Consider the following 24,493-nt stretch of genomic DNA (forward strand, 5'->3'; position numbering starts at 1 on the left):
ATTTCAGGGCATGTCATACAGGCTCTGGATCGCGTCGGTATCCGCCCCGCACAGAAGGGCGAGGGCCAGAAGGATACGTGCCTGTTTCGGTCGCATGTGCCCGGCTGCCAGAATCCCGCGCTGCAGCAGTTCCTGCCGCCGCACTACGCCACCGCAATATCCGGCACTGGCCTGCACCACCACGATGCCCTGCGCCACGGCGGCGTCAAACGCGGCATTTTCCGCAGGCGTACACATACCCGGCAGCATGCCCGCCGAAACAAGCCCCCGCGCGCCCGCATGGGCAAAAGCACGGATCGCCACGCCATCCGCACCTGCATGGCTGTAGCAGATATCAACGCGCGGGATCTCTCCCCCCGGCCCATAGCCCTGTGGCCAGCCGATATGCCGACGCGGCCCCATGCCGCGCCCGAAGAAAACCCGGTTGGCCTCGATCATGCCGACTGGCCCGAAATCGGGGGAGCGAAAGGTTTCAAGCTGATAAGTGGACGCCTTTGTCACTTCCTGCGCTGCATGGATTTCGTTGTTGGACACGACCAGAACACCGCGCCCTGCCGCCTGTGGAGCGGAGGCGACCAGAAGGGCGGCATAGAGATTGGCCGGGCCATCGGCGCTGATCGCACTGGCGGGACGCTGCGCGCCCACCACAACGACGGGACAGGGCACATCCAGCACAAGATCGAGGAAACAGGCTGCTTCCTCCAGCGAGGAGGTGCCATGGGTAATCACCACGCCAGCGAGATCGGGCTGCGTTGCCACCGTCTGGCTGACCAGGGATGCCAGATCAAACCAGCGCGACAGGGTCATTTCCACACTATCGCAACTGGAAAACGGAATGCCGCGCACGACAAAGCGTGCCTGCACGTCCTCAGGCAGCGCGGCCAGCAGGTCGCTGCCGCCAAGGCTGGTGCCGATTTCCGCATAATCGACCGTATCGCGCGGGTCCATTGCCTGCCGGGCGATCGTGCCGCCGGTTGAGATGATGGCGATGACAGGACGGTGCATTCAGGCTTCCCCATGGATCAGGACAGGCTCCCGATCAATCACGCATGCAGCGGCCTGTCAAACCGTAACAGAACGGAAAATTACTGGTACAGTCCCGGTTCCGGTGCCCACCCGGTCAGCAGGTGACGACCGATTTCAGCATTTTTCCAGTCCACGGGATCATGCAGCGACAGGGTGCGCGCATCGCGCCAGTACCGGTCCAGCCCATTGACCGCATCCGTCCCCCGCGCGCCTGCCGCCGCCGGTGCATCCCCCGCCGCCCGCAATGCCGCACGCGTGGCCACCGATCGGGCTGCGCTGGCCGCCATCGCCACGGCATTGCGTGTCACGTGTCCCTGTTCATACCCGTCCAGCATCCGCCCCGCCTGCATCACACTGCAATACGCACCGAACAGATCCGCCCCGATTTCGCCCAGCAGGCGGCGGACATAGGGGTCCTGATCCGCGCTATCGACACCGGCGGTTCCCCATGGGCGCGCCCGTTGCGGCACGAACGCACAGACCGCGCGCAACGCGCCAATACCGATACCGGTCAGGATCGCGCTGAACCCGGCCTGAAACCGCAGGCTGACATGCTGCGGCAGGGGCGCATCTGGCGATAGCGCATTCCACCGATCATCCACCTGGACATCCTCCAGCGTGACCGTGCCAGAATCGGTGGCGCGCTGGCCCATCCGGTTCCAGTCATGGTGAAAGACAAGTCCCACCGTATCGTGCGGGATAATATCCATGCGCACGCCATCGCGGATGGAACCTGTCTGCTGGGCGCGAACCGGATCGAAAGACGAAACCGCGACCAGATCCGCACCCGATGCCCCGGTGGCATAAATCTTGCGTCCGGATATGAAATGCGTGCCCTCTGGCCCCGGTCGGGCAAGGGTCTGGAGGAAGCTGTCCGCCGTGCGGCCGTTTTCCGCCACGGCCATGCCGAGGATGGCATGACCATCCACCACCCGGCGCGCCAGCGGGCCACGGAATGCCGCGGGCGCGTAGACAAATATCTCCCGCAGCAGGTCGTCATGCACCTTGTATATCTGTGCCACGGCAGGATCGGCCATGGCGATGCGCAGCATGATTTCGAGGGAGAGTTCCTGCGCAATCCCCATCCCGCCCCATTCGCGCGGCACCGCGAGGGCAAGGATGCCGGTGCGCTTCAGCGCGGCAATGGCCTGATGGGGATAGCCCCCGGTTCGGTCCCGCTGGGCGGCCGTAGGGGCGATTTCGGTATCAAGGACGTGCTGCACATGCAGCAGCACCTCGCCCACCGACCCGGGAACGGACCGTGCGGGAAACAGGTCACGCAGTAAGGGGGGCAGCACGTGCCCTTCAGCCTGTGCGATGGTCATGCCGCACGATAGGAAGGTTGGGCCGACACATCAAGCGCCGTGCCCCCTACCCTTCCGGCGGTGTGTATTTATCAGCCGCCCGCCTGCCTGCGGGCGGCTGCGCGGATATCGCTCAGCGTCAGCAGCCACATCACGAAGCCGCCCATGGCAAGACAGGCCCCGACCCAGCCGACGGATTCCCATCCAAGCCCGAAACTGATCGCCATGCCGCCCAGCATCGGGCCGATGGCGTTGGCCAGGTTGAACGCACTCTGGTTCAGGGCCGCCGCAAGCGCCTGCGCATCAACGGCCACGGTCAGCAGCCGCGACTGGATAACGGTGCCCAGCCCGCCACCACAACCGATCATGAACACGATGGGCATCATGCCCCACACCGAATGCACGGAACCGGGAAAACCCGCCAGCGCCGCCGCATTGACCAGAAGCGTGCCGCCAATGGTCGGCATCATCTTGCGGTCCGCCGCCCACGCACACGCCATGGTGCCCACGGTCATGCCCACACCGAATACCGCCAGCATGACCGGAATCATGTAAGCGGGCGCATGCGTGACTTCCTGCAGGATGGACGCAAGATAGGTATAGACGCAGAAAATGCCGCCGAACCCGATAACGCCAATACCAAGCGTAAGCCAGACCTGACGGTTCCGCAGGGCGCGTATCTCCGTCAGGGCGCTGGCATGGGGACGCGGCGGATCGGTGGGAACGAAACAGATGATGAGCAGCATCGTGCACAGCGCCAGTGCGGCGATAAGGACAAAAGCCCAGCGCCAGCCGACAAGCAGCCCCAGTCCGTTCGCCATTGGTACCCCGCCAATCGTGGCGATGGTAAGCCCCAGCACGACCCGTGCCACGGCCTGCGTGCGCCGGTTCGGCGGCACGAGGGAGGATGCGACGATACCCGCCGTGCCAAAATAGGCGCCATGGGGCAGCCCGCTTATGAAGCGGCACAGCAGCAGCAGCCCGTAATTGGGAACCAGCGCGGTCAGTCCATTACCGATCACATACATCGCCAGCATGCCGATCAGCAGGTATTTACGGCTCTGTCTGGCGCCCAGCATGGCAATAAGCGGCGCGCCCACACATACGCCCGCCGCATAGGCTTCGATAGCATGCCCCGCCTGCGGCACGGTGACATGCATGCCTGCGGAAATCATGGGCACGAGACTCATGGCCGCGAATTCAGCCGTGCCGATGGCAAAGCCACCCATAGCCAGAATGAAAAAGATCAGGCCCGGATGAGGGGACGGACGAACAGGCGCGCTCACCCTTTTCCCGTGATGGGTCAGTGTATCGGTCATGCATTATGCTCTGGACAGAAATAAAAAAGGCGCACCTGAGTACGCCCGATATTTTTGGCCGATACACCCATGTCGGTCAGGCTACAACCCTGTCTGGTGCATTTCTGGTTACATAGAGTCCGTCACGCCAGCCCGAAAACATTTTGATGCGTCGTGACCGGAGGACAGTCATATGTCCACCATCGGTCATGCGGGGGCGGATATCCCTTCTGTCGAAGCGATGTTTCCCATTATCCGGGCATAAAAAAAGACGCCGGAGCGTCTGTCGTTCAACCTTATGTCCTGCTGCCGCCGGCCATTCCCGCATGATCGCGGGAATTCCGGCTGCATGGGTGTCAGGACAGACGCCCCCTGCTTCAGGCAGCGCGATCAGAAACGATCGTGGCAACCATCAGGGCAGCAATCATGGGCAGGAAAGCAACCATGGTCAGCGAGGACATGGTGTTGACGGAGTGAGCGATCATGGCGCTGACGTTTTCAATAAACATGCTTCAGTTCCTTGGGTGTTGTGTTGGTAAGCCGGACAGAACACCAGAACCGAAATACTATCAATAGAAATCCCCGGACAGTTTGGGTCTATTCTTCCTTAATTGCAGTATAAAAATAAAATACCTGATCAATAAGCAATCAGTTCCGGATGGTGACTATCCCTTCACTCTGGAACATCCGAAAAGATGCTGACAAAAACGGCAGAACGCACGCAGGACCACTCAGGCGCTGCCTCAACCTGATTAATCTTCAGGCAAATGCACATTTTTTAATCGGGGTATATCACGTTTTCGTGAACTGCTTTTATGGCTTTCATCCGACCATCAGGGGTGGACAGGCGGCAGGCAGATGGGAGCGATACCGACCCATCTAAAAAACAGTCGTATTTTCAATAGCCTGCACGGATGCTTCCGTCCAGCCTAAAAACACGTCATTGCCCATCGGGCGTAAAATGTGATCTCTCCCCGCCGCAATGCCCCGGTCAGGGCAGATCGGGGATATCGATTCCATAATCGTAGCGGCGCACGGCCTGCCCCATCACGGCCATGCCCGCAGGGGCATCCATGGGCGTAAAGCCGACTTCCACAAAGGTCAGGCCCTGATTCGCGGCAGCCTGATCCAGGGCAGCCTCCAGTTCGGCCGGGTCCTGTACACGCAGGCATAATGGCGCGGCCTCCCCACCCATGGCGGCTGGCAGGGCGACATAGTCCCAGTTGGCAATGTCGTTATATGCCGCCTGTGGACCAAGGATCATGCGTTCGATGGTGTAACCCCCGTTATTGATCAGAAACACCGTAATCGCGCATTTGTGCCGCAGCAGGGTGGACAGTTCCTGCGCCGTCATCTGGAACGAACCATCACCAATGAACAGCACATGCCGCCGGTGCGGTGTCGCCAGACACGCGCCCAGTGCGGCAGGCAGCGAATAACCGATCGCAGCCCAGACAGGCTGCACCAGCAGGCTGCATCCCGCAGGCAGGTGCGCATGCAGCATGGCCACCATGGATGAACCATTATCCGCCAGCACGACATCATGCGGACGCAGGAACTGTTCGACGCGCTGCCAGAATATGGCCTGTGTCCACCCGCCGCCCTGCGCTGACGCAACAGCAGGCGCGGTCTCCTGCTGCGCCCGCCACGGATTGCGGACGGGAGGTGTTACTGGAGTGCGGCCCTGCATTACGGCATCAAACAGGTCCTGCGCCCTTATGCCCTGAATGTTTCCCCCATCGCATGTCATGCTGAAGGGCTGGACATCCACCATCGCCCCCGGCGCGATCCGCTGCGAAAAATAGCCGGAAGTGGAATCAACAAACCGCACGCCCAGACCGATGACACAGTCCGCCCCGTGTACATACGCCGCCACATCGGGTGCGGAAGCTGCACCCCCGTACTGCCCAAGCCATAACGGTCCAGTTTCCGCCAGTTGCGTCCGGGCGGTGGACAGGGCGGCATAGGGAATATTGAAGTGCTGGCAGAACCGTTCGACCTGATCGTTCAATCCATACTGCCGCACCATGCCATCCACCAGCACGACGGGCTGGCGGCTCCGCGCGATCCGTTCCGCCAGCCGCCCTGCCGCGCGGACCAGAAGGGCCGGGTCCGATACCGGCATGGCGGGGGCCAGTGTGGGAATATCCGTTTCAACGTAACAGATGTCGGATGGAAACTGGATATAGACCGGACGTTTTTCCGTGTGCATCCTGTCCAGCACACGATCGGTTTCCACGCGCGCGCTGGCCGGATGCAGGCGCGTGCAGGCAGCGGTAAACTGCTGGTAACAGGTCATGACGTTATCAAAATCGCCATCAGCCAGTGTGTGATGCACCAGCGCGCGCGACTGCACCGCATGCAGCGGGGGCATGCCGGAAATCACTACCAGCGGTACGCCTTCGGCACAGGCCCCTGCTACCGCCGAAAGTGCCGAAAGATCGCCGACCCCATAAGTGACCAGCACGACCCCGACGCCCGAAAGCCGCGCATCCCCATCCGCCGCATAGGCCGCGTTCAGTTCATTGCAGGCGCCAATGAAGCGGATGCCGGGCGTACGTTCGATCAGTTCCAGAAATTCGAGGTTATAGTCCCCCGGCACACCATAAATGCGCGAAACACCGCAATGACGAAGCCTGTCCAGCAGCATTGAGCCGATTGATCCGCGCATGGTCCTGTCTTCCTATCCGTTCGCGCCGCACCAGGTGGTGCGCGCAGGGGAGTCAGTAAATATCAAAATCATTGTTCCCTGTAGAGGAGAACGCCATGCGCCGTTCGGTCATGTTCAGTATCCACGATGACATATCCGAACGTGTGCGGGGAAAGGGCAGACGGTGGAATATCGAGCGCATGCTGTAGAACTTACGATACATGTTCTGGATGCGCTGCTCCATCTGGCCCGGCGTACAGTTCTTGGGCCAGATATGACAGACCTGCCCGGGCCAGCGGTCAATGTCATCGGGATCAATGATCCGGCCCGCTTTCTTCATCCGTTCGAACAGGGCGGTGCCCTTTGTCGGGGTCAGGATATTGAAATAGGCCGCGGGGACCTTGTGCGCCTCAAGAAAGGAAAGGGTCGCGGCATATACATCGGGATGTTCGTCATCATAGCCGAAGATGAAATTGAGCGAGTAACTGATGTCGCGTCGGCGCAGGTTTTCAAACATCTCGCCATAGCGGCTGGATTTGTTCCACCCCTTCTTCATGCCCTGCAACATTTCGGCATCAATACTCTCGATGCCGATATTGACGTGCATCACCCCGCTACGGCGCGCAAGGTCGAGAAAGCCGGTATCAAGGCACAGGTTGGACGACCATAACGTGGACCAGCGGATGCCAAGCGGCACCAGACCTTCCATCAGTTCCATCGCACGGCTTTTCTTGCCGCCAAAATTACTTTCACCGAAGAAGAAATGACTGCCCTTGTTCTTTATCCGCTCCAGTTCAGAGACCATCTGGTCCACGGGCCGCCAGCGATAGCGGCCGCCCAGATAAAACCGTTCCGAACAGAAATCGCACACGAACGGACACCCGCGTGAGGACTGCACCGCAAATGTACGAAAAGGGCCGAACTTCTTCAGGTCCAGCAGATCATAACGGGGCGGTGGCAGGTCATTGAGTTCCTTCAGCGGCACGGCACGATAGATTTTCTGCAGCCGGTCGGCCGCCGCATCTTCCAGCATGGTCCGCCAGATGGGCTCGGCTTCACCCACGCCTACTGCATCGCAGTGTTCGGCGGCTTCATCGGCATAGAAAAAGACATGCGGACCGCCCATGATGACCTTCACGCCGCGCCTGCGGAATTCAGCCGCGATGTCATAGGCCCGGGGGGAATGCAGGGTCCACGCCGCCAGCGCCACGACATCGACCGGAACGTCAAAATCGATATCCTCAAGTTGCTCATCAAGCAGGGTGACCGTCCATTCGCGCGGCGTCAGCGCCGCGAGATAGGGCAGCGCAAGGGGCACCATCTGTCGTCGCTTCGTCTTGAAAATCGTTCTGTCAGTCTTGGATTTGTAATGCGACGGCTGGATGATCAGCAGCTTGAGATCAGTCTTGGACATAGTTCAGCTCTATGGACCCGGATATGAAAATTTTCTGGATAAGTAATCCTTTAAGCATATCGTACAATTCTGACCCCGTATGTCCACCATACGAAAGCACAGACCGCCTATTCATGCATTTTATATAAAGTGCATGTATCGGATATATCGAAAAAACTTATTATTATATATTTAATATATAATATCATTACTGTTTTTATATTATTTATTTACTTATGATCAGACTTTCATTCTCATCAAGAACCATCAAAGAACATATCTGCCTTAAGCCTGTCGCATGTCTTTCCCCTGCTCCAAACACCAGTTGCGGACAGGACTTCAGAAACCGCGACCTTCACGCACCAGAGGCCAATGGTCCCTACGCGGCGCAGGAATCATACGACAGGAGTTCTGATCAGAAAGCCATGTTTGAACATGTAGGCTGGCCCGGATTCCATCGACGTCCGGGAGCGTGAGAGAGGGAACCGACGATGTAAAACCCCATCATCCGGTTTGGCGACCATGGCCGCACCAGCGGCTTACGGCCCCTTATATATCAGGTTCCGCCACTTTGCGCGGAGCGCCGTCATGTTCAAGCATATCGATAATGGCTGCTGAGGTTTCTTCCACCGATCGATGCGTCACGTTGATGACCGGCCATTTATGCCGGGCGCACAGACGGCGCGCCCAATGCAGTTCCTCATGCACGTTTTCAGGATCGATATAGGGTTTGACCGAGGTTTCGGACATGCCGGGCGCGACAATGGACCGCCCCGGCAGCATCATGCCCACGCGGGAACGACGGATTTCAAGCAGTGTATGCGGATCGATCGTAAGCCCTACGACCAGCCCCCTGAAATCCTCAAGTCCGGCCGGCAGCGGCGCATGCGGCACCAGCGGGATATTGGCCGCCCGGATACCCCGGTTGGCCAGATAGAAACACGTGGGAGTTTTGGATGTACGCGAAACACCCACAAGCACCACGTCCGCTTTTGAAAGATCCGTGGTTTTCTGCCCGTCATCATGTGAAATGACGTACTGCATCGCATCAATGCGCCGCCGGTAGCTGTTATCCATCACATACTGGCCGCCGGGGTGACGTTCCGCCACGATACCGGTCTGCTGTTCCAGAAAATGTATGGTGCCATCAAGGATGTTCTTGACCTCCACCCCGACGCGCGCACACCCCTCACGCAGCATGACCTGAAGATCAGGAGAAGTAAGGGAGGACAGGACAGGTCCCGGTTCCGCCTCGATCCCCGCCAGCACGCGCGCCACCTGTACGCGGGTGCGGATCAGGTTCCAGCTACGGGGAGAAAATTCGGCGTCCTGAAACTGCGCGCCACAGGCACGCATAACGGCTTCGAGCGCCTGCCCTGTCGCCTCGGATACAAGATGCAGGATAATCGGCGGCTCACTCATTAGATTCTGCCTGACCGGACGCCCCGGCATGAAACCGGGACGTCCTTTTCACAGCGTTTAAGACCAACAGGCCGTTTCACGCGGCGGAGGAGGCAACCCGCTGCCGCGTGGCCAGTGCCGCCTGTGCCGCGGCAAGACGGGCCACCGGCACACGGAAGGGGGAGCAGGAGACATAATCCAGACCCACTTCGTCGAAGAACGCGATCGAGTCCGGATCACCGCCATGTTCACCGCAGATGCCCAGCTTCAGGTCGGGGCTGGTCTGGCGTCCACGCTCCACGCCAAGGCGGACCAGCGCACCGACCCCGTCGCGGTCAATGGACACGAACGGGTCGCGCGGCAGCAGGCCATGATCGACGTAATACGGCAGGAAGGAGCCTGCATCATCACGCGACAGGCCGAATGTGGTCTGCGTCAGGTCATTCGTGCCGAACGAGAAGAAATCCGCATATTCCGCAATCCGGTCTGCCTGGATTGCGGCACGCGGCAGTTCGATCATGGTGCCGATGTCATAATTGAGGTTTGTCCCCTCTTCCTTCAGCACCTTTGCGATCTCGTCTTCCGCCGCGCGACGGGTGACGGCAAGTTCCGCCTGCGTTGCCACCAGCGGGATCATGATTTCCGGGCGGATGGGCTTGCCCGTCTCCTTTTCCACCATCACGGCGGCCTGAATCAGGGCGCGTACCTGCATGGCGTAGATTTCCGGGCTGGTCAGGCCAAGGCGGCAGCCACGGTGACCCAGCATCGGGTTGGTTTCAGCCAGTGCCGCGCAGCGGGCGCGCACTTCTTCCGCCGTCTTGCCCAGCCCCTGCGCCACTTCCGCAATTTCAGCTTCGGCATGCGGCAGGAATTCATGCAGCGGCGGATCAAGCAGGCGGACCGTAACCGGCAGCCCCGCCATGATGCGGAACAGGCTGGCAAAATCCTCGCGCTGGAACGGCAGCAGGGCGGCAATGGCCTTCTGGCGCACGTCCTCGGCATCGGCGATGATCATCTGGCGCACGAAGCCGATACGGTCGGGACCAAAGAACATGTGTTCGGTCCGCGCCAGTCCGATCCCTTCCGCGCCGAAACGCCGCGCGGTACGGGCATCTTCCGGTGTTTCGGCATTGGCGCGCACGCCAAGGCGGCGCACCGCATCCGCCCAGCCCATAAGCGTGTTGAAATCATCCGACAGGGTCGGCGGGATGGTCGGCACGCGCCCCAGATAGACCGCGCCCGTGCCACCATCGAGCGTGATCCACTCACCCTGCGCCACGGTGTGGGCGCCAACACTCAGCGTGCCTGCGGCGTAGTCCACATGGATGCCACCGGCACCGGCCACGCATACGCGCCCCATGCCACGGGCCACAACCGCAGCGTGCGATGTCATGCCACCACGGGTTGTCAGCACACCCCGCGCCGCGTGCATGCCGTGTACATCCTCCGGCGATGTTTCGATGCGGACGAGGATCACGTCCTCCCCCTTCGCCGCACGGGCTTCGCATTCCTCCGCCGAGAAAACGACCGCGCCAGCCGCCGCACCGGGCGATGCGGGCAGGCCACGGGTCAGTTGCACGCGCTCGGCCTTGGGGTCGAGGGTAGGATGCAGGAGCTGGTCAAGCGAGGACGCGGGCACGCGCCGGATGGCGTCTTCCTGCGTGATCAGGCCCTCGCGCGCCATGTCGATGGCGATTTTCAGCGCGGCGGCGGCAGTACGTTTGCCGTTACGGGTCTGGAGAATGTACAGGACATTACGCTGGACGGTAAATTCGATGTCCTGCATGTCCTTATAATGTGTTTCCAGCACCGAGCGCACGCGCATGAGTTCACTGTAGGCTTCGGGCAGGACGGTTTCCATCGGCTGCTGCCCGGCTTCGGCGCGCACGCTGGCCATGGGCTGTGGCGTGCGGATACCGGCCACAACGTCCTCGCCCTGCGCGTTGATCAGATATTCCCCATAAAACACGTTCTCCCCCGTGGAAGGATCACGTGTAAAACAGACCCCCGTCGCACAGTCATCGCCCATGTTGCCGAACACCATGGACTGCACATTGACCGCCGTGCCCCAGGAAGCCGGGATCTCGTGCAGCTTGCGATAGGTATTGGCGCGCGGGTTCATCCATGAACCAAACACGGCCCCGATCGCACCCCACAACTGGTCATGCGGATCGGTAGGGAAATCGGTGCCCGCATGGGTGCTGATCAGGTGGCGGTAATCCGTAACGATCGTGCGCCACTGATCCGCCGTGATGGCCGTATCGTCCTCTGCACCATGGGCACGCTTGAACTGCTCCAGCACGTCCTCGAAATGGTGATGGGGAACGCCCATCACGACCGAGCCATACATCTGGATGAACCGGCGGTAGCTGTCCCATGCGAAACGCGCATCACCCGATGAACGGGCAAGCCCTTCCACCGTCTCGTCATTGAGGCCGAGGTTCAGCACCGTATCCATCATGCCCGGCATGGACACACGGGCACCCGAACGCACCGAGACAAGCAGCGGGGCTTCGGCATCGCCAAAACGCAGGCCCATCGACTGCTCGACCCGATGCAGGGCTTCGGTCACCTGCGCTTCCAGCGCATCGGGATATTTCCGGCCATTTTCATAAAAGGCCGAACAGACTTCCGTCGTAATGGTAAAGCCCGGCGGTACGGGCAGGCCGATCGAGGCCATCTCCGCCAGGTTGGCACCCTTGCCGCCCAGAAGGTTGCGCATATCCGCGCGCCCTTCGTTCAGGCCATCTCCGAAGCTGTAAACCCATTTGGTCATGTCTGTTCGATCCTACGCACGTCTGTCTGTCATAAATGACGCCTGCTCCGGAACAGGGATAAAACAGACAGCCACGCTTTAATATTGTTGTTGTTGGCAGGTCCGGCAGCTGAATTTAACCGCCACGGACGGGCGCGGGCAATCACTATTTTTTCATGCGGAGGTGCATGCAGTTGCCGCAATGCAGCATGAGGCGCGACATGCGCGGATTTCGATCATCAATTAAAACCGTTTATTTACATTATGTTAATTGAAAAACATGAAGACCAGACACGCTGCTTCCTCCAGAGGATGGCAGATTGTGTAATTTATTTTATTGAAGTTATTTATTTTATTTATGTCATTTTCACTACCGCCAAAGGTGGCATTCATCTGGAAATTAATTGTGCAATGCAGCAAAATCATTGCGCGCTGCACAATAGTTTAAATGAAATAACGGAACTATTTTTCCATTCTGGAATAAAATACTTTACTTTTACCTAAATTATGTTGACACGCGGCCGTACATTCCAGAAACATTCCACCCGGCCACACCAGAAAAACAAGAAGTACGGTCATATGAAAAAAGCCCTCCTCCTCCTGCTGCCCTTTGCCGGGTTGCTGTGGGTTCCGCTCTATAACCACAGTAACCCGGTGCTGTTCGGCTTCCCGTTTTTTTATTGGTACCAGTTCGCGTGGGTACCCGTAACCTCCGTCCTGATCTGGGCGGCATGGAAAACGGAACGGCAGTCATGAATACCACGACACTGCCCGACAACGCCGCCATTGGCGTATTTATCGTCTGTTTCCTCGCAACAATCCTGCTGGGCAGCACCGTGCGGCTGTGGCGGCCGTTCCTGTCACGTCGCAAGGCCGCTTCCCACCATACGGAAGGGGAAGAATGGGGGCTGGGCGGACGGGAATTCGGTGCCTGGGTCACATGGTTTCTGGTAGGCGGGGATTTCTATACCGCCTACACGGTCATCGCCGTGCCCGCACTGGTCTATTCCACCGGGGGCTTTGGCTTTTTCGCGCTGCCCTACACCATCATCGTCTATCCGTTTATCTTTGCCGTCATGCCGAAGCTGTGGACCATCGCGCGTGACGGCGGCCATGCCACGGCTGCTGATATCGTACGGGCACGCTTTGGCAGCCGCACGCTTGAACTGGCCGTGGCACTGAGCGGACTGATTGCCGTACTGCCCTACATCGCATTGCAGCTTATCGGCATCCGCACCGTCATCGAGGCCCTGGGCTTTACCGGCATGCTGCCCCTGCTGATCGCCTTCGTCTCGCTTGCCGCCTATACGTGGCTGGGCGGACTGCATGCCCCGGCGCTGACGGCTTTCATAAAGGATGTCATGATCTACATCGCGGTGCTGGCCGCGGTCATCATCGTGCCGATCCATCTGGGCGGTTATGGCGCCATGTTCCACAGCGCGGCGCAGCACCTGCCCGACACACCTGATGGCCATATCCTGTCACAGGGGCAGATCATGCCCTATGCCACGCTTGCCCTGTCCTCCGCCTTCGCGGCCTTTCTGTATCCACACACGCTTACCGGCATCCTTGCCGCGAAATCCGCCGATACCATCCGACAGAATGCGGTCTTCCTGCCCGCCTACACCATTGTTCTGGGCCTGATTGCGCTACTGGGACTTATGGCGCATGCAGCGGGGATCGTGACCACCTCCTCGTCACAGGTGGTTCCGCAGCTTTTTCTGGCCATTTTCCCATCATGGTTCGCGGGGTTCTGTTTTGCCGCCATTGCGGTGGGGGCGCTGGTGCCTGCTTCCGTCATGGCGATCGGGGCGGCCAACCTTATCATGCACAACATCCTGCCCCGGCAGGCTGAATCGGTCACGGGTTCACGCCTTGCCGGGTTCGGGGTCAAGATGGGGGCGCTGGGCTGCGTTGTGTTCCTGAACGCAAAATTCGCCATCGACCTGCAACTGCTTGGTGGCGTCATTATCCTGCAGACCTTCCCGGCCCTCATCGTAGGACTGCTGCCCGTGCGCCTGCCCGCCCGTGCGCTGATTACCGGATGGGTTGCGGGATCGCTCATCGGGCTGGGCCTATGCTGGATGGATGGCCTGAAGCCTGTTCACCCTGTCGCGTTTGCAGGTTTTTCGGCCTCCGTCTCCACGGGGCTGCTGGCACTGGGCATCAATCTGGCGGTGACGTTTACAATGGCCATGGCGATCCGTCTGGCCCTGGGGGCATCGCCTTCCACCCTCCAGCACCGGCAGGGTGTGCAGCGGTAGGTATGCTGCTTTCAGCACCCCCGATGGGATAAACATCAAGACAGGCTGCGGGGTCGCCTGCCAGCCGCATAAATCATAACGGCATCCTGCGAAGGATGCCGTTTTTTATGGGTCGGCTCACCGGTATGGATTTTATAAAGAGTGATGTTCATCGTCGCCGAACCCACGCCAGTTCAGGACGGCACGCGACAGCGGCATGTTCGGTGTCCGACGCAGCAAATTACGCTCCGCGCCCGCAATAACGGGACCGGAAGATAATCCGGCAACCGCCGTATCAGAAATTCATCGAAACAGCGCAGGCATCGATAAATCTGCGACCTGCGTTCTGAGAGCCGTGGCAGTCCCCGGCCGGACGTCAACGCCCCGGAAAACACATCCATTCCCGGTTATGGCCGGGAATACACGGTGGTCAGGTCGGCTGCAGATGTGATGCCATCTCGGGCATGACCGTGCGCCGCTGGGCGATCATCTGCCGCAGGATACACACCACGCCAGGCACGCAGTTGCCACACTGGGCACGGCATCCTTTGGCTTCATAGACTTCCTTGGGCCTTATGGCGCCGTTACGTGCGGCGGCCTCGATATCTCGGTCAGTCAGCATATTGCAGGAGCAGACAAACATTTATCCATCTCACCCATATAACGTCCCCTCATCATAATCAGGAATGAGAATAAATCGCAATGCAGTAAACGCGTGAAATTTTTGTCATCCCCTCTGGCGGGAAACAGGATGGCGCAGGAGCATCTTCCCATTTCTATTATCATCGCGTGCGATAATTTAATTTCCATCATGGCAGCAACCTATCCCAAGCCCCTTCTCGCCGATGACTGAAACAGGCGATGGGCAGCGAAATGGCATGGACGCATCGCAACCCCTCAATACCGAAGCAGGCGCTCTCTGAGGGAAACATGGCATTCGCTACTGCCGATCCTCCATCCAGGCGGCGGGAGGATGTCATGGCATCCTGAAACGATCAGTCTTCCACCACGCGAGCGTGATGCAGCACAGGTGCCCCATCCCTTCTGCGAATGAGGCCACCAGCCCTCCCCATCCGGCATGCAGTCCGCGCACGGTCTTAAGGAAGTTATCGTATGGTGCGACAGGCAGCGGCGATCTGGCCGCTTTTGACGCTACCGGCTGGATCGAAGACAGGAGCACGACAGACCGTATCCGGCATGCCTTTCCATCCACACCTATGATTTGACGACGTTACCCCTACTCGGGAACATGCACCCTATCCTGCCCGGCGCCCCAGTGCGCATCAGAGCAAGTCCGGTTCATTCCGGTTTAAGGGGCATCCTGACGCATGCCGCTACTCCGGTGATGATATATGGGAACTGGTTTGCAGACGATCGACCGGACCACACAGCAACCTCATATCCCTGCCACAATCAGCGTGTAGGATTGATGAATGGTTACGGTATTCAGATACCCCCGTGGGGAACGCAGTCTCCTTTGTGGGGGCCTACAGCACCACTGCAGAACCTGCCTGCGCCATCCGCAGTTCATGCGGACAAACGACAGGCTACGGACACCGCCCGGGCTACAGGAGTTCCAGCCCAAAATGGATAATATTTTATGATCCGCCGCCCTCCCCTGCCATCAGGATAGAAGAACAGCGGAAAATGGCGTTTTTCCCGATGGGGATGAATTGTCTGTCCGTACCGGTTAAATGAGCTTTTGCACGCTGTCGGGGCTGATGATACCTGAAACGATTCTTGCACGGCGGCTCGTGAAATATATACTTGACGAAACGACATAGGAACAGATTTGCCCATGGCTTATGCAACGACCAACCCCTATACCGGAGAAAAGCTGAAGACTTTCCCCGAAGCGACGGATCAGGAAGTCCAGACCGCCCTTACGGACGCTTACGAGGCCTTCAAGGCATGGCGTCACGTTTCCTTTGCCGAACGCGCGAAGGTCATGACGGAAGCGGCAAAGATCCTGCGTCGTGATATCGACAAATATGCCCGCCTGCTGACGCTGGAAATGGGCAAGCTTTACAGCGAAGCCAAGGCTGAAACGATCCTTTCGGCGGAAATCTTTGAATACTACGCCCAGCATGCCGAAAAGCTGCTGGCCCCCGAAAAGCTGCCCGTTGCCGACCCGAAAGAAGGTGAGGCCGTCCTTATCCACCAGCCGCAGGGGATCGTGTTCGCGATCGAACCCTGGAACTTCCCCTACTACCAGATCGCCCGCATCATCGCGCCGCAGCTTTCCGCCGGTAATACGGTGCTGCTGAAGCACGCATCCAACGTGCCGCAGTGTGCCGCAGCCTTTGACAGCCTGATGCAGGAAGCTGGTCTGCCCAAGGGTGCGTTCCGCAACCTGTACACCGCCCGCCACCATTCCGAAGTGATCCTGAGCGATCCGCGCGTCTGTGGCGTTGCGCTGACCGGGTCGGAAGGTGCTGGTGCAATCATTGCCGGTATCGCGGCCAAGGCGCTCAAGAAATCCACGATGGAACTTGGTGGTTCCGACGCCTTCGTGGTGCTGGAAGATGCCGATCTGGAAAAGACGGTAAAATGGGCCGTATTCGGTCGCCACTGGAACGCCGGACAGGTTTGCGTATCGGCCAAGCGCCTGATCGTGGTGGATGCGATCTACGACAAATTTGTCGAACTGTACAAAAAGGGCGTGGCCGAACTGAAGGCTGGCGACCCGATGGACCCCGCCACCACGCTGGCGCCGCTTTCTTCCCAGAAGGCCGCGGACGAACTGATGGCGCAGGTTGAGGAAGCCAAGAAGCACGGTGCGGTTGTCGAGACCATCGGCGCACCGGTACCTGAACAGGGTGCCTTCTTCCGCCCGATGCTCATGACCAACCTGCACAAGGACAATGAAGCGCGCCTGTGGGAGTTCTTTGGTCCCGTCACGCAGCTTTACCGTGCGAAGGATGAGGCCGATGCAATCCGTATCGCCAATGATTCGCCCTTCGGTCTGGGTGGTTCCGTCTTTACGAAGGACACCAAGCGCGGCGTGAAGGTGGCGGAACAGATCTATACCGGCATGGTTTACGTAAACCATCCGACCATGGTGAAGGCTGACCTGCCCTTCGGCGGTGTGGCACGTTCCGGTTATGGCCGCGAACTGATCGGGCTTGGCATCAAGGAATTCGTCAACCACAAGCTGATTGACGTGGTGGATATCGACGCACCATTCTGATCTGGCAGGGTTCCTGAATCCCGACACCCGGAACGGGAGGTGTCCCCGGTTGATTACCGTAAAGGGTCAATCGGTGGCATAGTCGGGATCAACAGGCCAGAAAGTAAAGAAAGGGGGCGCTTCCTGCGAAGCGCCCTTTTTTTTGGCCAGTTTACTCCTGAACCGAAAATCAGAGATTATGGCGGATTGTCACCGTATCAGGGAAAGAAGGCGATGCCTTCCGAAGCTTTTTGAAAAAAGCTTCACCAAAAACTTTCTTATGATTTCTGGATCAGGATGTTCTGATTACTTAAGATAGGAGCGCCCATGATCCAGAAATAAGACTATTATTTTGTAACCAATACATTATCGACAATATTTATTTATAAATATAAAGAATAATTTCTATATTATGACATGAATTATATATAATTCATTATTCCAGAACATCACCCAATATGGTGATCCACCTTTCTTCCCATCTTTTCAGATATTACCGACTGGACAGTCAGGATAAATAAATACCCGGACCCAAGCCGCATATTCTGGGGCAAAATCTTTGATCAGATATAACTGTCCATAAGGCGATAGCCATCCGTACGGACCGGGCGCGCTCCTGTATAATCCCGGCGCACCCGGCCCAAAAACAGATATGGCCTCCCTGCCGGTTTACGGCACCTTTGTCGCCTCGCCACTGCGCATGGTGCCAACCTGTTCCGCTGTTACGTTATGGTTGCCACTACCAAAGGTGGTCATGACGTAATTGACCACACTGGCGATTTCCGCATTGCTCAACCGCTGCACATCGGACTTCTGGTCAAAGCCGGGCATGAAAGCATGCTCGTTGCCTGCCGTCCGGTCCACCCCATGCAGCACCGTCATGATCAGGTTGTCCGGACGGGCCGAACCGACAACGCCATTATGGAACAGGGAGGGCGCATAATGGTCATCAGTGCCCGCGCCGTTATCCCCGTGGCAGGCAGCGCAGTTGGCGTCATAGACATGCTGTCCGTCCATTTCATCAAGCCTGTCGATACGGGTCAGTTCGCCGGTACGTATATCCGGCGTGTTCAGAACCTGCCCGAACTGCTCACGCGGGGTATGGTCCACATCGTCATCCATGGCCGGAACCTGAAGGATGTAGGCGGCCAGAGCGTGCAGGTCGGCATCGGTCAGGTGACTGGTGCTATGTTCCACCACCTCGCCCATCGGGCCCGCAGCCTGGCTCAGGCCGTTGACATGACCTGTGCGCAGGTAGGCGACAAGATTATCCTCGGTCCAGTTACCGATACCGCCCGTTTTGCTGGGCGTAATGTCAGGCGCGTACCACCCGAGCAGGGACGCACCGGCAAGGTAACTGCCCTCCTTCTCGGTCAGCATCATGTTGCGGGGCGTGTGGCACGTGCCGCAATGCTCAAGCGCGTGAGCCAGATACCGCCCCCGGCGCAGCTTGTCGAAAGTGGCGGAATCCCCTGTCTCCGGCGTTGTACTGCCTGCGACAAGGTTCCAGACCGCCATGGTGATGCGCAGGTTGGCCGGGAAATTGAGTTCCGTCGCTGGCGGTGTTTCCGCCACGGGCTTCACATCATGCATCAGCCACGCATACAGCGCTTTGACATCCTCATCCGTCATGCCGGAATAGGAGACATAGGGCATGGCCGGATAGAGACGGCTACCATCACGGCGGATGCCATGACGCACGCTCTGTTCGAATTCCTGCTCGGTATATTTGCCGATACCGTGGTCAGGATCGGGCGTGATGTTGGTGGAAATCACGTTGCCCATGGGCGTGGTCATGCTCAGGCCACCGGCAAACGGCTTTCCGCCCGGCCGGGTGTGGCAGGCGATACAGTCCCCTGCCGTGGCAACATATTCACCACGGGCCAGAAGCTCGGCAGAGGGTTCATCCGCCCGGGCCGACGCCATGGACAGGGTGGCGAGAGCAGTCCCCGCGGTCAGGACCGAGCACAGGATCTTGCGGGCTAGGTCAGGCATGGGCGAGTTCTTTTTTAAGCGTGTCGGCCACGCGCAGGGCAAGCGCTGCGACCGTCAGGGTGATATTACCGGTTCCGACCGAAGAGAAGACGGCGGAACTCGCGATAAACAGGTTTTCATGGTCATGCGTGCGGCAGAAGCCATCCACCACGGAATCCCTGGGGTCGGTTCCCATGATGGTGCTGCCTGCGGGATGGTCCTGCGGGAAGTAGCCGGGCGTCCACTGCTCATCCGTGCCATGCATGAGGCCGATAAGTTCCCGGAACAGGCCACGGGTATGCTCACAGCTTTTGACCGTATATTCCGGCAGCTTGTAATAGACTTCCGGATGCGGGATGCCGAGGACATCCTTATGCGTCTGGCTCAGCGTCAGGCGGTTGTCCGGATCGGCCAGCCCTTCGTTATGGCTGAACAGCCGCACGGTATGGGACGCAAGGTAGCGGATCTGTTCTTCCAGTTCCCGCCCGACATACCCCTTGGAAATGGCAAGGGATGTAGCAAGGTCCACCTGATTGTCATCGACCATGTGAACGAGATAGGCACCGCGTTCGTTACGCCATGTCCCATCGCGGAAATTGTCGATCACGTTGGTTTCCAGCGGACCACGACCGGGCCACAGGGCCTTGTCGCCGCTGATGAACGTTACCTGCACACCGGTATGGTCCATCATGTTCCGGCCCACATGACCTGAACTGTTGGCGATGCCGTCCGGACTCTGCTCATCGGCGGAAACAAGCAGAAGCTTCGCGGTTTCGATGCAGTGCGCGGCAATGACGAAGTATTTGCCGGTTACGCGATGCGATCCCTTGTCCGGGTCATAATAATGCACGGCCGTGACACGCTTGTTCGCGCTGTCGCGTTCAATTTTATAGACTACGGCATTGGGCACGAAATGCGCGCCCGCCGCTTCGGCATGATAGACCGAATAGCTGCCATTATACATTGCCCCGATGGGACAGATCGGCATGCAGTTGTTATGCCCCTCACAGGTGGGGCGGTTATCGTATGGGCGGGTATTGCGCGCCTGCGGTTCATGGACCACGCGATAGGGCGTCTTTTCGCTGACAAGCTTGCGGAACTGCTGTGCCGCGTAGGAAATGGGCAGCGCTTCCATGGGATAGGGCTGTCGACGGGGGGAGCCCAGATCCTCGACTGCCGGGTCAGGACCACAGACGCCCATCATGACCTCGGCCTGATAGTAGAACGGTTCCAGATCCTCGTATTTGACTGCCCAGTCCCGGCCCTGACCATAGCGGGTTTTCAGTTCGAAGTCCGATGGCAGGTAACGCCATGCACAGCCCGCCCAATGCCATGTCGTGCCGCCCATCATGCGCAGATAGACCTGCTGATAGGCTTCGGCATCCGGGCCGGTCGTATGCAGGTAATCGTTTGGCGTCATCTGGTTGGGCGGGTGGATTGCCCATGGCACGGACGGAAACGGCCCCTGATAGGACGGCTTGTTTTCCAGATTGCGGAAGTTTTCTACAAAATGCTGACGGTCGACACGCGGCCCCGCCTCCAGCACGATGACGGAAATACCGGCACGCGCCAGTTCGTTGGCAATGGAGCTACCCGCAACGCCGGAGCCTACAATGACAACGTCGGCTGAAAGGTCTTGTTCGGAAGGCATGAAAAGGATGCTCCGGCTATCAGGTGGGTTCTACAACAAATTTGGACGGCGAAAGGGCGGGTTCGCCGGTTGGAACGGCCACCTCCGGCGGGGTCTGGGTCCAGTAGAACGGACCACCCGCCGCATAGGTCTTGGGATAGACCGCGTCCTTGGTGATGTCGAACATCAGCGCCGAACGATAGACCACGACCTTCTGGTCCGCGACGCCGCGGTACCAACCGGTCATGATTTCATGGATGACATCCTTGAAAACCGGATCGCTATGTTCGGCGGCGCTGGCCAGCGCCCGGGCGCTGGCGAAACTGCCGGACGCCATCAGGTCATGCAGTTTGTGTATCTGCTCGCGCCGTTCGGGATTGGCATGAATGATGCCCGCGTAAAGGGCGTGACTGATCTGCGGGTCCAACACGTCACGATCGGTCAGGCGCTGCGACACGGCAAGGAACAGGGGAACAACGGGGTCCGCCTCCTCCGTCGCGGCAAAGCCCGGCCTGCTGGCACCAAGAGCCACCACGGCCGCCCCCATGGCCCCAAGCAGCATGTCACGGCGCGACATGCGCAGGGCACGACGCATCCGCATGGCGTTTGGGGACGCAAGATGGATGTTGGTGGGGAAACATGACCGGTCCGCAGCCATATGGTGCCTCTCATGCATGCTGATCCAGCCGGAATGCCGGAAAACAGGCATGGCTGCGCGGGGTGAATAATGCCCCATCGATACCGCCCCGGGACGTAACACCGCAAGCTCTGTGCCCCCACATTAACGAATGGCAGCTTCACGTACACCAGAAATGCTGCCTGAACGGGCGGTCCAGACATGATTTGCAATACCATATGGCCAGCATTTCGTGCTGCTGGCGGGTATTAAGGGGCTGAAACAGCAGCATCGCAGGGGCTTCCCCGCCAGGTTGACATGCGTTTCACCTGCACGTCACCCAGACTGCCGCGATGGATGCTAATTTTTATTTTACAATCTGGAATAACACTCTTTCTGTCGTCCGGTCATTTCGCTCTCCGATTCAGGAAATGACCAGATAGGCAGATGGTGCGGCTAACGAAGAATATCCTGATTCTGGCTACCCTCCCGCCAGCACCATCCAGCCCTGACTGTCAGCAGGCTGCCCGATAGGGCCGACGGCATTCGCGGGCAGCCATCAATCACAATCTGCTGTCTGTAGCGTGATTTCATGGACTAGCCATCAGTTCCGCCGGGTCGGCCTGTCAATCAAACGTACCGCCGCGTGGGCGCACGATCGGCAGGATATGGCCTGTTACGGCATAATATACGCGTTCCGAAATGTTGGTGGCATGGTCGCCAATACGTTCAAGGTTCTTGGCAATGAACAGAAGATGCGTGCAGGGCCCGATATTGCGGGGATCTTCCATCATATAGGTGACCAGTTCACGGAACATGGCGGTATAGAGTTCATCCACCGCCGTATCGGACTGCCAGACGATGCGCGCCAGTTCGGGATCGCGCTGGTCCATCGCATCAATCGTACGACGCAGGTTGTCCTGCACCAGCCGTCCCATGCTACGCAGACCGGTAACAGAGATGGGACAGGATAGCAGTTCGCTGCGCATGGCCCGGCGCGCAATGCTGGCGGCACAGTCACCGATCCGCTCCAGATCGCCCGATATCTTCAGGGCCGCGACAACCTCACGCAGGTCACCCGCCATGGGCGCGCGCAGCGCCAGCAGGCGGATTACCAGCGCTTCCGTCTCACGTTCCAGTTCGTCTACCTGCGGGTCCATTTCGGGGGCATCAAGGGCCGCGGCCTCATCATGATCGACCACGGCGATGATGGCCTGGGCCACCTGCCGTTCCGCCAGACCGCCCATCTTGTTGACCAGCAGGCGCAGGTGTTCGAGTTCCTGTTCGTAGCTATGGACGGTGTGTAGCGTTTCATTGGGCATCGTCACGACTTTCGCTCTCAGCCAAAGCGGCCGGTAATATAATCCTGGGTGCGTTTGGCCTGGGGGGCGGTAAACATGCGGTCGGCCGTATCGACCTCCACCAGTTCGCCCATGTAGAAAAACGCCACACGATCGGCACAGCGCGCAGCCTGCTGAAGGTTGTGGGTCACGATCGCGATTGAAAACTCCTGCTTGAGTTCATCAAGCAGTTCCTCGATCCGGGCGGTGGAGATCGGGTCCAGCGCGCTGGTCGGCTCATCCAGCAGGATCACCTCCGGCCGGGTTGCGATCGTCCGCGCGATGCACAGGCGCTGCTGCTGCCCGCCCGACAGGGCGGCGGCGGATGTATTGAGCCTGTCCTTGACCTCGTTCCACAGGGCGACACGCCTGAGCACGCTCTCCACGCGCTGGTCCAGATCGGCACGCGAAATACGTTCGTGCAGATGCACGCCAAAGGCAATGTTGTCATAAATGGACATGGGAAATGGCGTCGGCTTCTGGAACACCATGCCAATGCGTGAGCGCAGCACGTTCACATCCACGCCGGGGGAAAGGATGTTGCGGCCATCAAACAGCACCTGCCCCGTCGCGCGCTGGCCCGGATACAGGTCGTACATGCGGTTGAGTACGCGCAGTAGCGTCGACTTGCCACACCCCGATGGCCCGATCATGCCCGTTACCTGCCGCAGGGGGAAATCGAGCGATATGTTCTTCAGCGCGTGGTTGGTACCGTACCAGAAATCGAGATTGCTGATAGCCAGCGCCGATACGGCGGTATTGCCGACCATACTGTCATCCATGATGATTTTATTCATTGTTGTGCAGATCCGTTGCGCGTGAGCCACCAGCGGGCGACGATGTTTGTTGCCAGAACCGCGACCGTAATCAGCAACGCGCCCGTCCATGCCAGCCGCACCCAGTCATCATATGCCGAACCGGCATACTGGTAGATCGTGACCGGCAGGCTCGCCATCGGCTCGTTAAGGCTGGTGGACCAATTCAGGTTACCAAGGGATGTGAAAAGAAGCGGCGCCGTCTCACCCGATATGCGTGCCAGCGCCAGAAGAACACCGGTCATGATGCCGCCACGCGCCGAACGCAGGCATATGCTCAGGATCACCCGCCAGCCGGGGGCACCCAGCGCGTAAGCCGCTTCACGCATGGCGCGGGGTACAAGGCGCAGCATGTCCTCGGTCGTGCGCACCACGATCGGTACAAACAGGACGGCAAGCGCCAGCGTACCCGCCATGCCTGAAAAATGCCCCGCCGGTTCCACCACGATCAGGTAGATGAACAGGCCGACCAGAATGGACGGCACCGACAGCAGCATGTCCGACACGAAGCGAACGAGGGAGACAATCCGCCCGTCCTGATCGAATTCCGACAGGTAGATGCCGATCATCATGCCAACGGGCGTGCCGATCAGGGCTGCAAGGCCGGTCTGTTCGCAACTGCCCATGATGGCATTGGCCAGCCCACCGCCGCTGCCCGGCGCTGCCGTGCTGTGGATGAAGGTGGAAAGCGACAGCCCTGCCCCACCCCGGACCACCAGTGTCCATAAAATGGAAAACAGCAGGAACAGCACAACCATCGTCGCCACGTAACACAGCACGCTGACCAGCCGTTCCACCACCCTGCGTCGCACGGCCTGCGCCCCGCCACGTTGCCACCCATCCCCCACGGCGGGTGACGTTTTCTGGACTGACATTCTG

General features: G+C 59.1%; 18 protein-coding genes. 3 read left to right on the forward strand and 15 right to left on the reverse strand.

Annotated features, from left to right (window positions below; genetic code table 11):
* Positions 1-3 precede the first annotated feature (3 nt).
* The 8 genes from KSAC_RS06680 to ppdK all read right to left on the reverse strand — a co-directional run bounded on the left by KSAC_RS06680 (position 4) and on the right by ppdK (position 11,848).
* Positions 4-1,005, reverse strand: coding sequence for an asparaginase (locus tag KSAC_RS06680; RefSeq protein ID WP_132304802.1), 1,002 nt, complete (start codon positions 1,003-1,005; stop codon positions 4-6).
* 80 nt (positions 1,006-1,085) lie between these two features.
* Complete coding sequence (locus KSAC_RS06685; protein WP_132304804.1) at positions 1,086-2,351, reverse strand: acyl-CoA dehydrogenase family protein; 1,266 nt, start codon at positions 2,349-2,351, stop codon at positions 1,086-1,088.
* A gap of 71 nt (positions 2,352-2,422) precedes the next feature.
* Entirely contained in the window at positions 2,423-3,649 is a 1,227-nt protein-coding gene (locus KSAC_RS06690; RefSeq protein WP_102323095.1) for an MFS transporter, read from the reverse strand.
* A gap of 356 nt (positions 3,650-4,005) precedes the next feature.
* Positions 4,006-4,137: a hypothetical protein gene (locus KSAC_RS17715; RefSeq protein WP_257997475.1), complete on the reverse strand. Its 132-nt coding sequence runs from the start codon at positions 4,135-4,137 to the stop codon at positions 4,006-4,008.
* 482 nt (positions 4,138-4,619) lie between these two features.
* Positions 4,620-6,299, reverse strand: a complete 1,680-nt coding sequence (locus tag KSAC_RS06695; RefSeq protein ID WP_132304806.1) for an alpha-keto acid decarboxylase family protein — start codon at positions 6,297-6,299, stop codon at positions 4,620-4,622.
* 52 nt (positions 6,300-6,351) lie between these two features.
* On the reverse strand, positions 6,352-7,692 hold the full coding sequence (locus KSAC_RS06700) for a B12-binding domain-containing radical SAM protein (protein ID WP_132304808.1): 1,341 nt from the start codon (positions 7,690-7,692) through the stop codon (positions 6,352-6,354).
* Between the two features lie 528 nt (positions 7,693-8,220).
* Positions 8,221-9,093, reverse strand: a complete 873-nt coding sequence (locus tag KSAC_RS06705) for a pyruvate, water dikinase regulatory protein (protein ID WP_102323092.1) — start codon at positions 9,091-9,093, stop codon at positions 8,221-8,223.
* Positions 9,094-9,169: 76 nt separating this feature from the next.
* Positions 9,170-11,848, reverse strand: coding sequence for a pyruvate, phosphate dikinase (gene ppdK / locus KSAC_RS06710; protein ID WP_118962906.1), 2,679 nt, complete (start codon positions 11,846-11,848; stop codon positions 9,170-9,172).
* A gap of 558 nt (positions 11,849-12,406) precedes the next feature.
* Between ppdK and KSAC_RS06715 the strand changes: the two genes are divergently transcribed.
* A complete protein-coding gene (locus KSAC_RS06715) occupies positions 12,407-12,583 on the forward strand; it encodes a DUF3311 domain-containing protein (protein WP_110546754.1) in 177 nt (58 codons plus the stop codon).
* A complete protein-coding gene (locus KSAC_RS06720) occupies positions 12,580-14,091 on the forward strand; it encodes a sodium:solute symporter family protein (protein ID WP_132304810.1) in 1,512 nt (503 codons plus the stop codon). Before KSAC_RS06715 ends, KSAC_RS06720 begins: the two co-directional genes overlap by 4 nt.
* Before the next feature lie 409 nt (positions 14,092-14,500).
* Here the strand turns inward: KSAC_RS06720 and KSAC_RS06725 are convergent, their stop codons facing one another.
* Entirely contained in the window at positions 14,501-14,713 is a 213-nt protein-coding gene (locus KSAC_RS06725; RefSeq protein ID WP_165927293.1) for a (2Fe-2S)-binding protein, read from the reverse strand.
* Between the two features lie 1,155 nt (positions 14,714-15,868).
* On the opposite strand from KSAC_RS06725, the gene KSAC_RS06730 reads away from it, so the two are divergent.
* Complete coding sequence (locus KSAC_RS06730) at positions 15,869-17,260, forward strand: NAD-dependent succinate-semialdehyde dehydrogenase (RefSeq protein WP_132304812.1); 1,392 nt, start codon at positions 15,869-15,871, stop codon at positions 17,258-17,260.
* A gap of 648 nt (positions 17,261-17,908) precedes the next feature.
* Here KSAC_RS06730 and KSAC_RS06735 read toward each other — a convergent pair.
* From KSAC_RS06735 to pstA, 6 genes are all read right to left on the reverse strand, one after another.
* Positions 17,909-19,234: a cytochrome c gene (locus KSAC_RS06735; RefSeq protein ID WP_132304814.1), complete on the reverse strand. Its 1,326-nt coding sequence runs from the start codon at positions 19,232-19,234 to the stop codon at positions 17,909-17,911.
* Positions 19,227-20,864 (reverse strand): GMC family oxidoreductase, encoded by a 1,638-nt coding sequence (locus tag KSAC_RS06740; RefSeq protein WP_102323087.1) that lies wholly within the window; start codon positions 20,862-20,864, stop codon positions 19,227-19,229. The genes KSAC_RS06735 and KSAC_RS06740 overlap by 8 nt, the downstream gene beginning before the upstream one ends.
* A gap of 19 nt (positions 20,865-20,883) precedes the next feature.
* Positions 20,884-21,501, reverse strand: a complete 618-nt coding sequence (locus KSAC_RS06745) for a sorbitol dehydrogenase family protein (protein WP_174234101.1) — start codon at positions 21,499-21,501, stop codon at positions 20,884-20,886.
* Positions 21,502-22,085: 584 nt separating this feature from the next.
* Positions 22,086-22,781, reverse strand: a complete 696-nt coding sequence (phoU, locus tag KSAC_RS06750) for a phosphate signaling complex protein PhoU (protein WP_102323086.1) — start codon at positions 22,779-22,781, stop codon at positions 22,086-22,088.
* A 17-nt stretch (positions 22,782-22,798) separates the two neighbouring features.
* Positions 22,799-23,596 (reverse strand): phosphate ABC transporter ATP-binding protein PstB, encoded by a 798-nt coding sequence (pstB, locus tag KSAC_RS06755; protein WP_102323085.1) that lies wholly within the window; start codon positions 23,594-23,596, stop codon positions 22,799-22,801.
* Positions 23,593-24,489, reverse strand: coding sequence for a phosphate ABC transporter permease PstA (pstA, locus tag KSAC_RS06760; protein WP_102323084.1), 897 nt, complete (start codon positions 24,487-24,489; stop codon positions 23,593-23,595). The genes pstB and pstA overlap by 4 nt, the downstream gene beginning before the upstream one ends.
* Between the last annotated feature and the right edge of the window lie 4 nt (positions 24,490-24,493).

The organism is Komagataeibacter saccharivorans (genome assembly GCF_004348195.1).
In the GTDB taxonomy this organism is placed as follows: domain Bacteria; phylum Pseudomonadota; class Alphaproteobacteria; order Acetobacterales; family Acetobacteraceae; genus Komagataeibacter; species Komagataeibacter saccharivorans.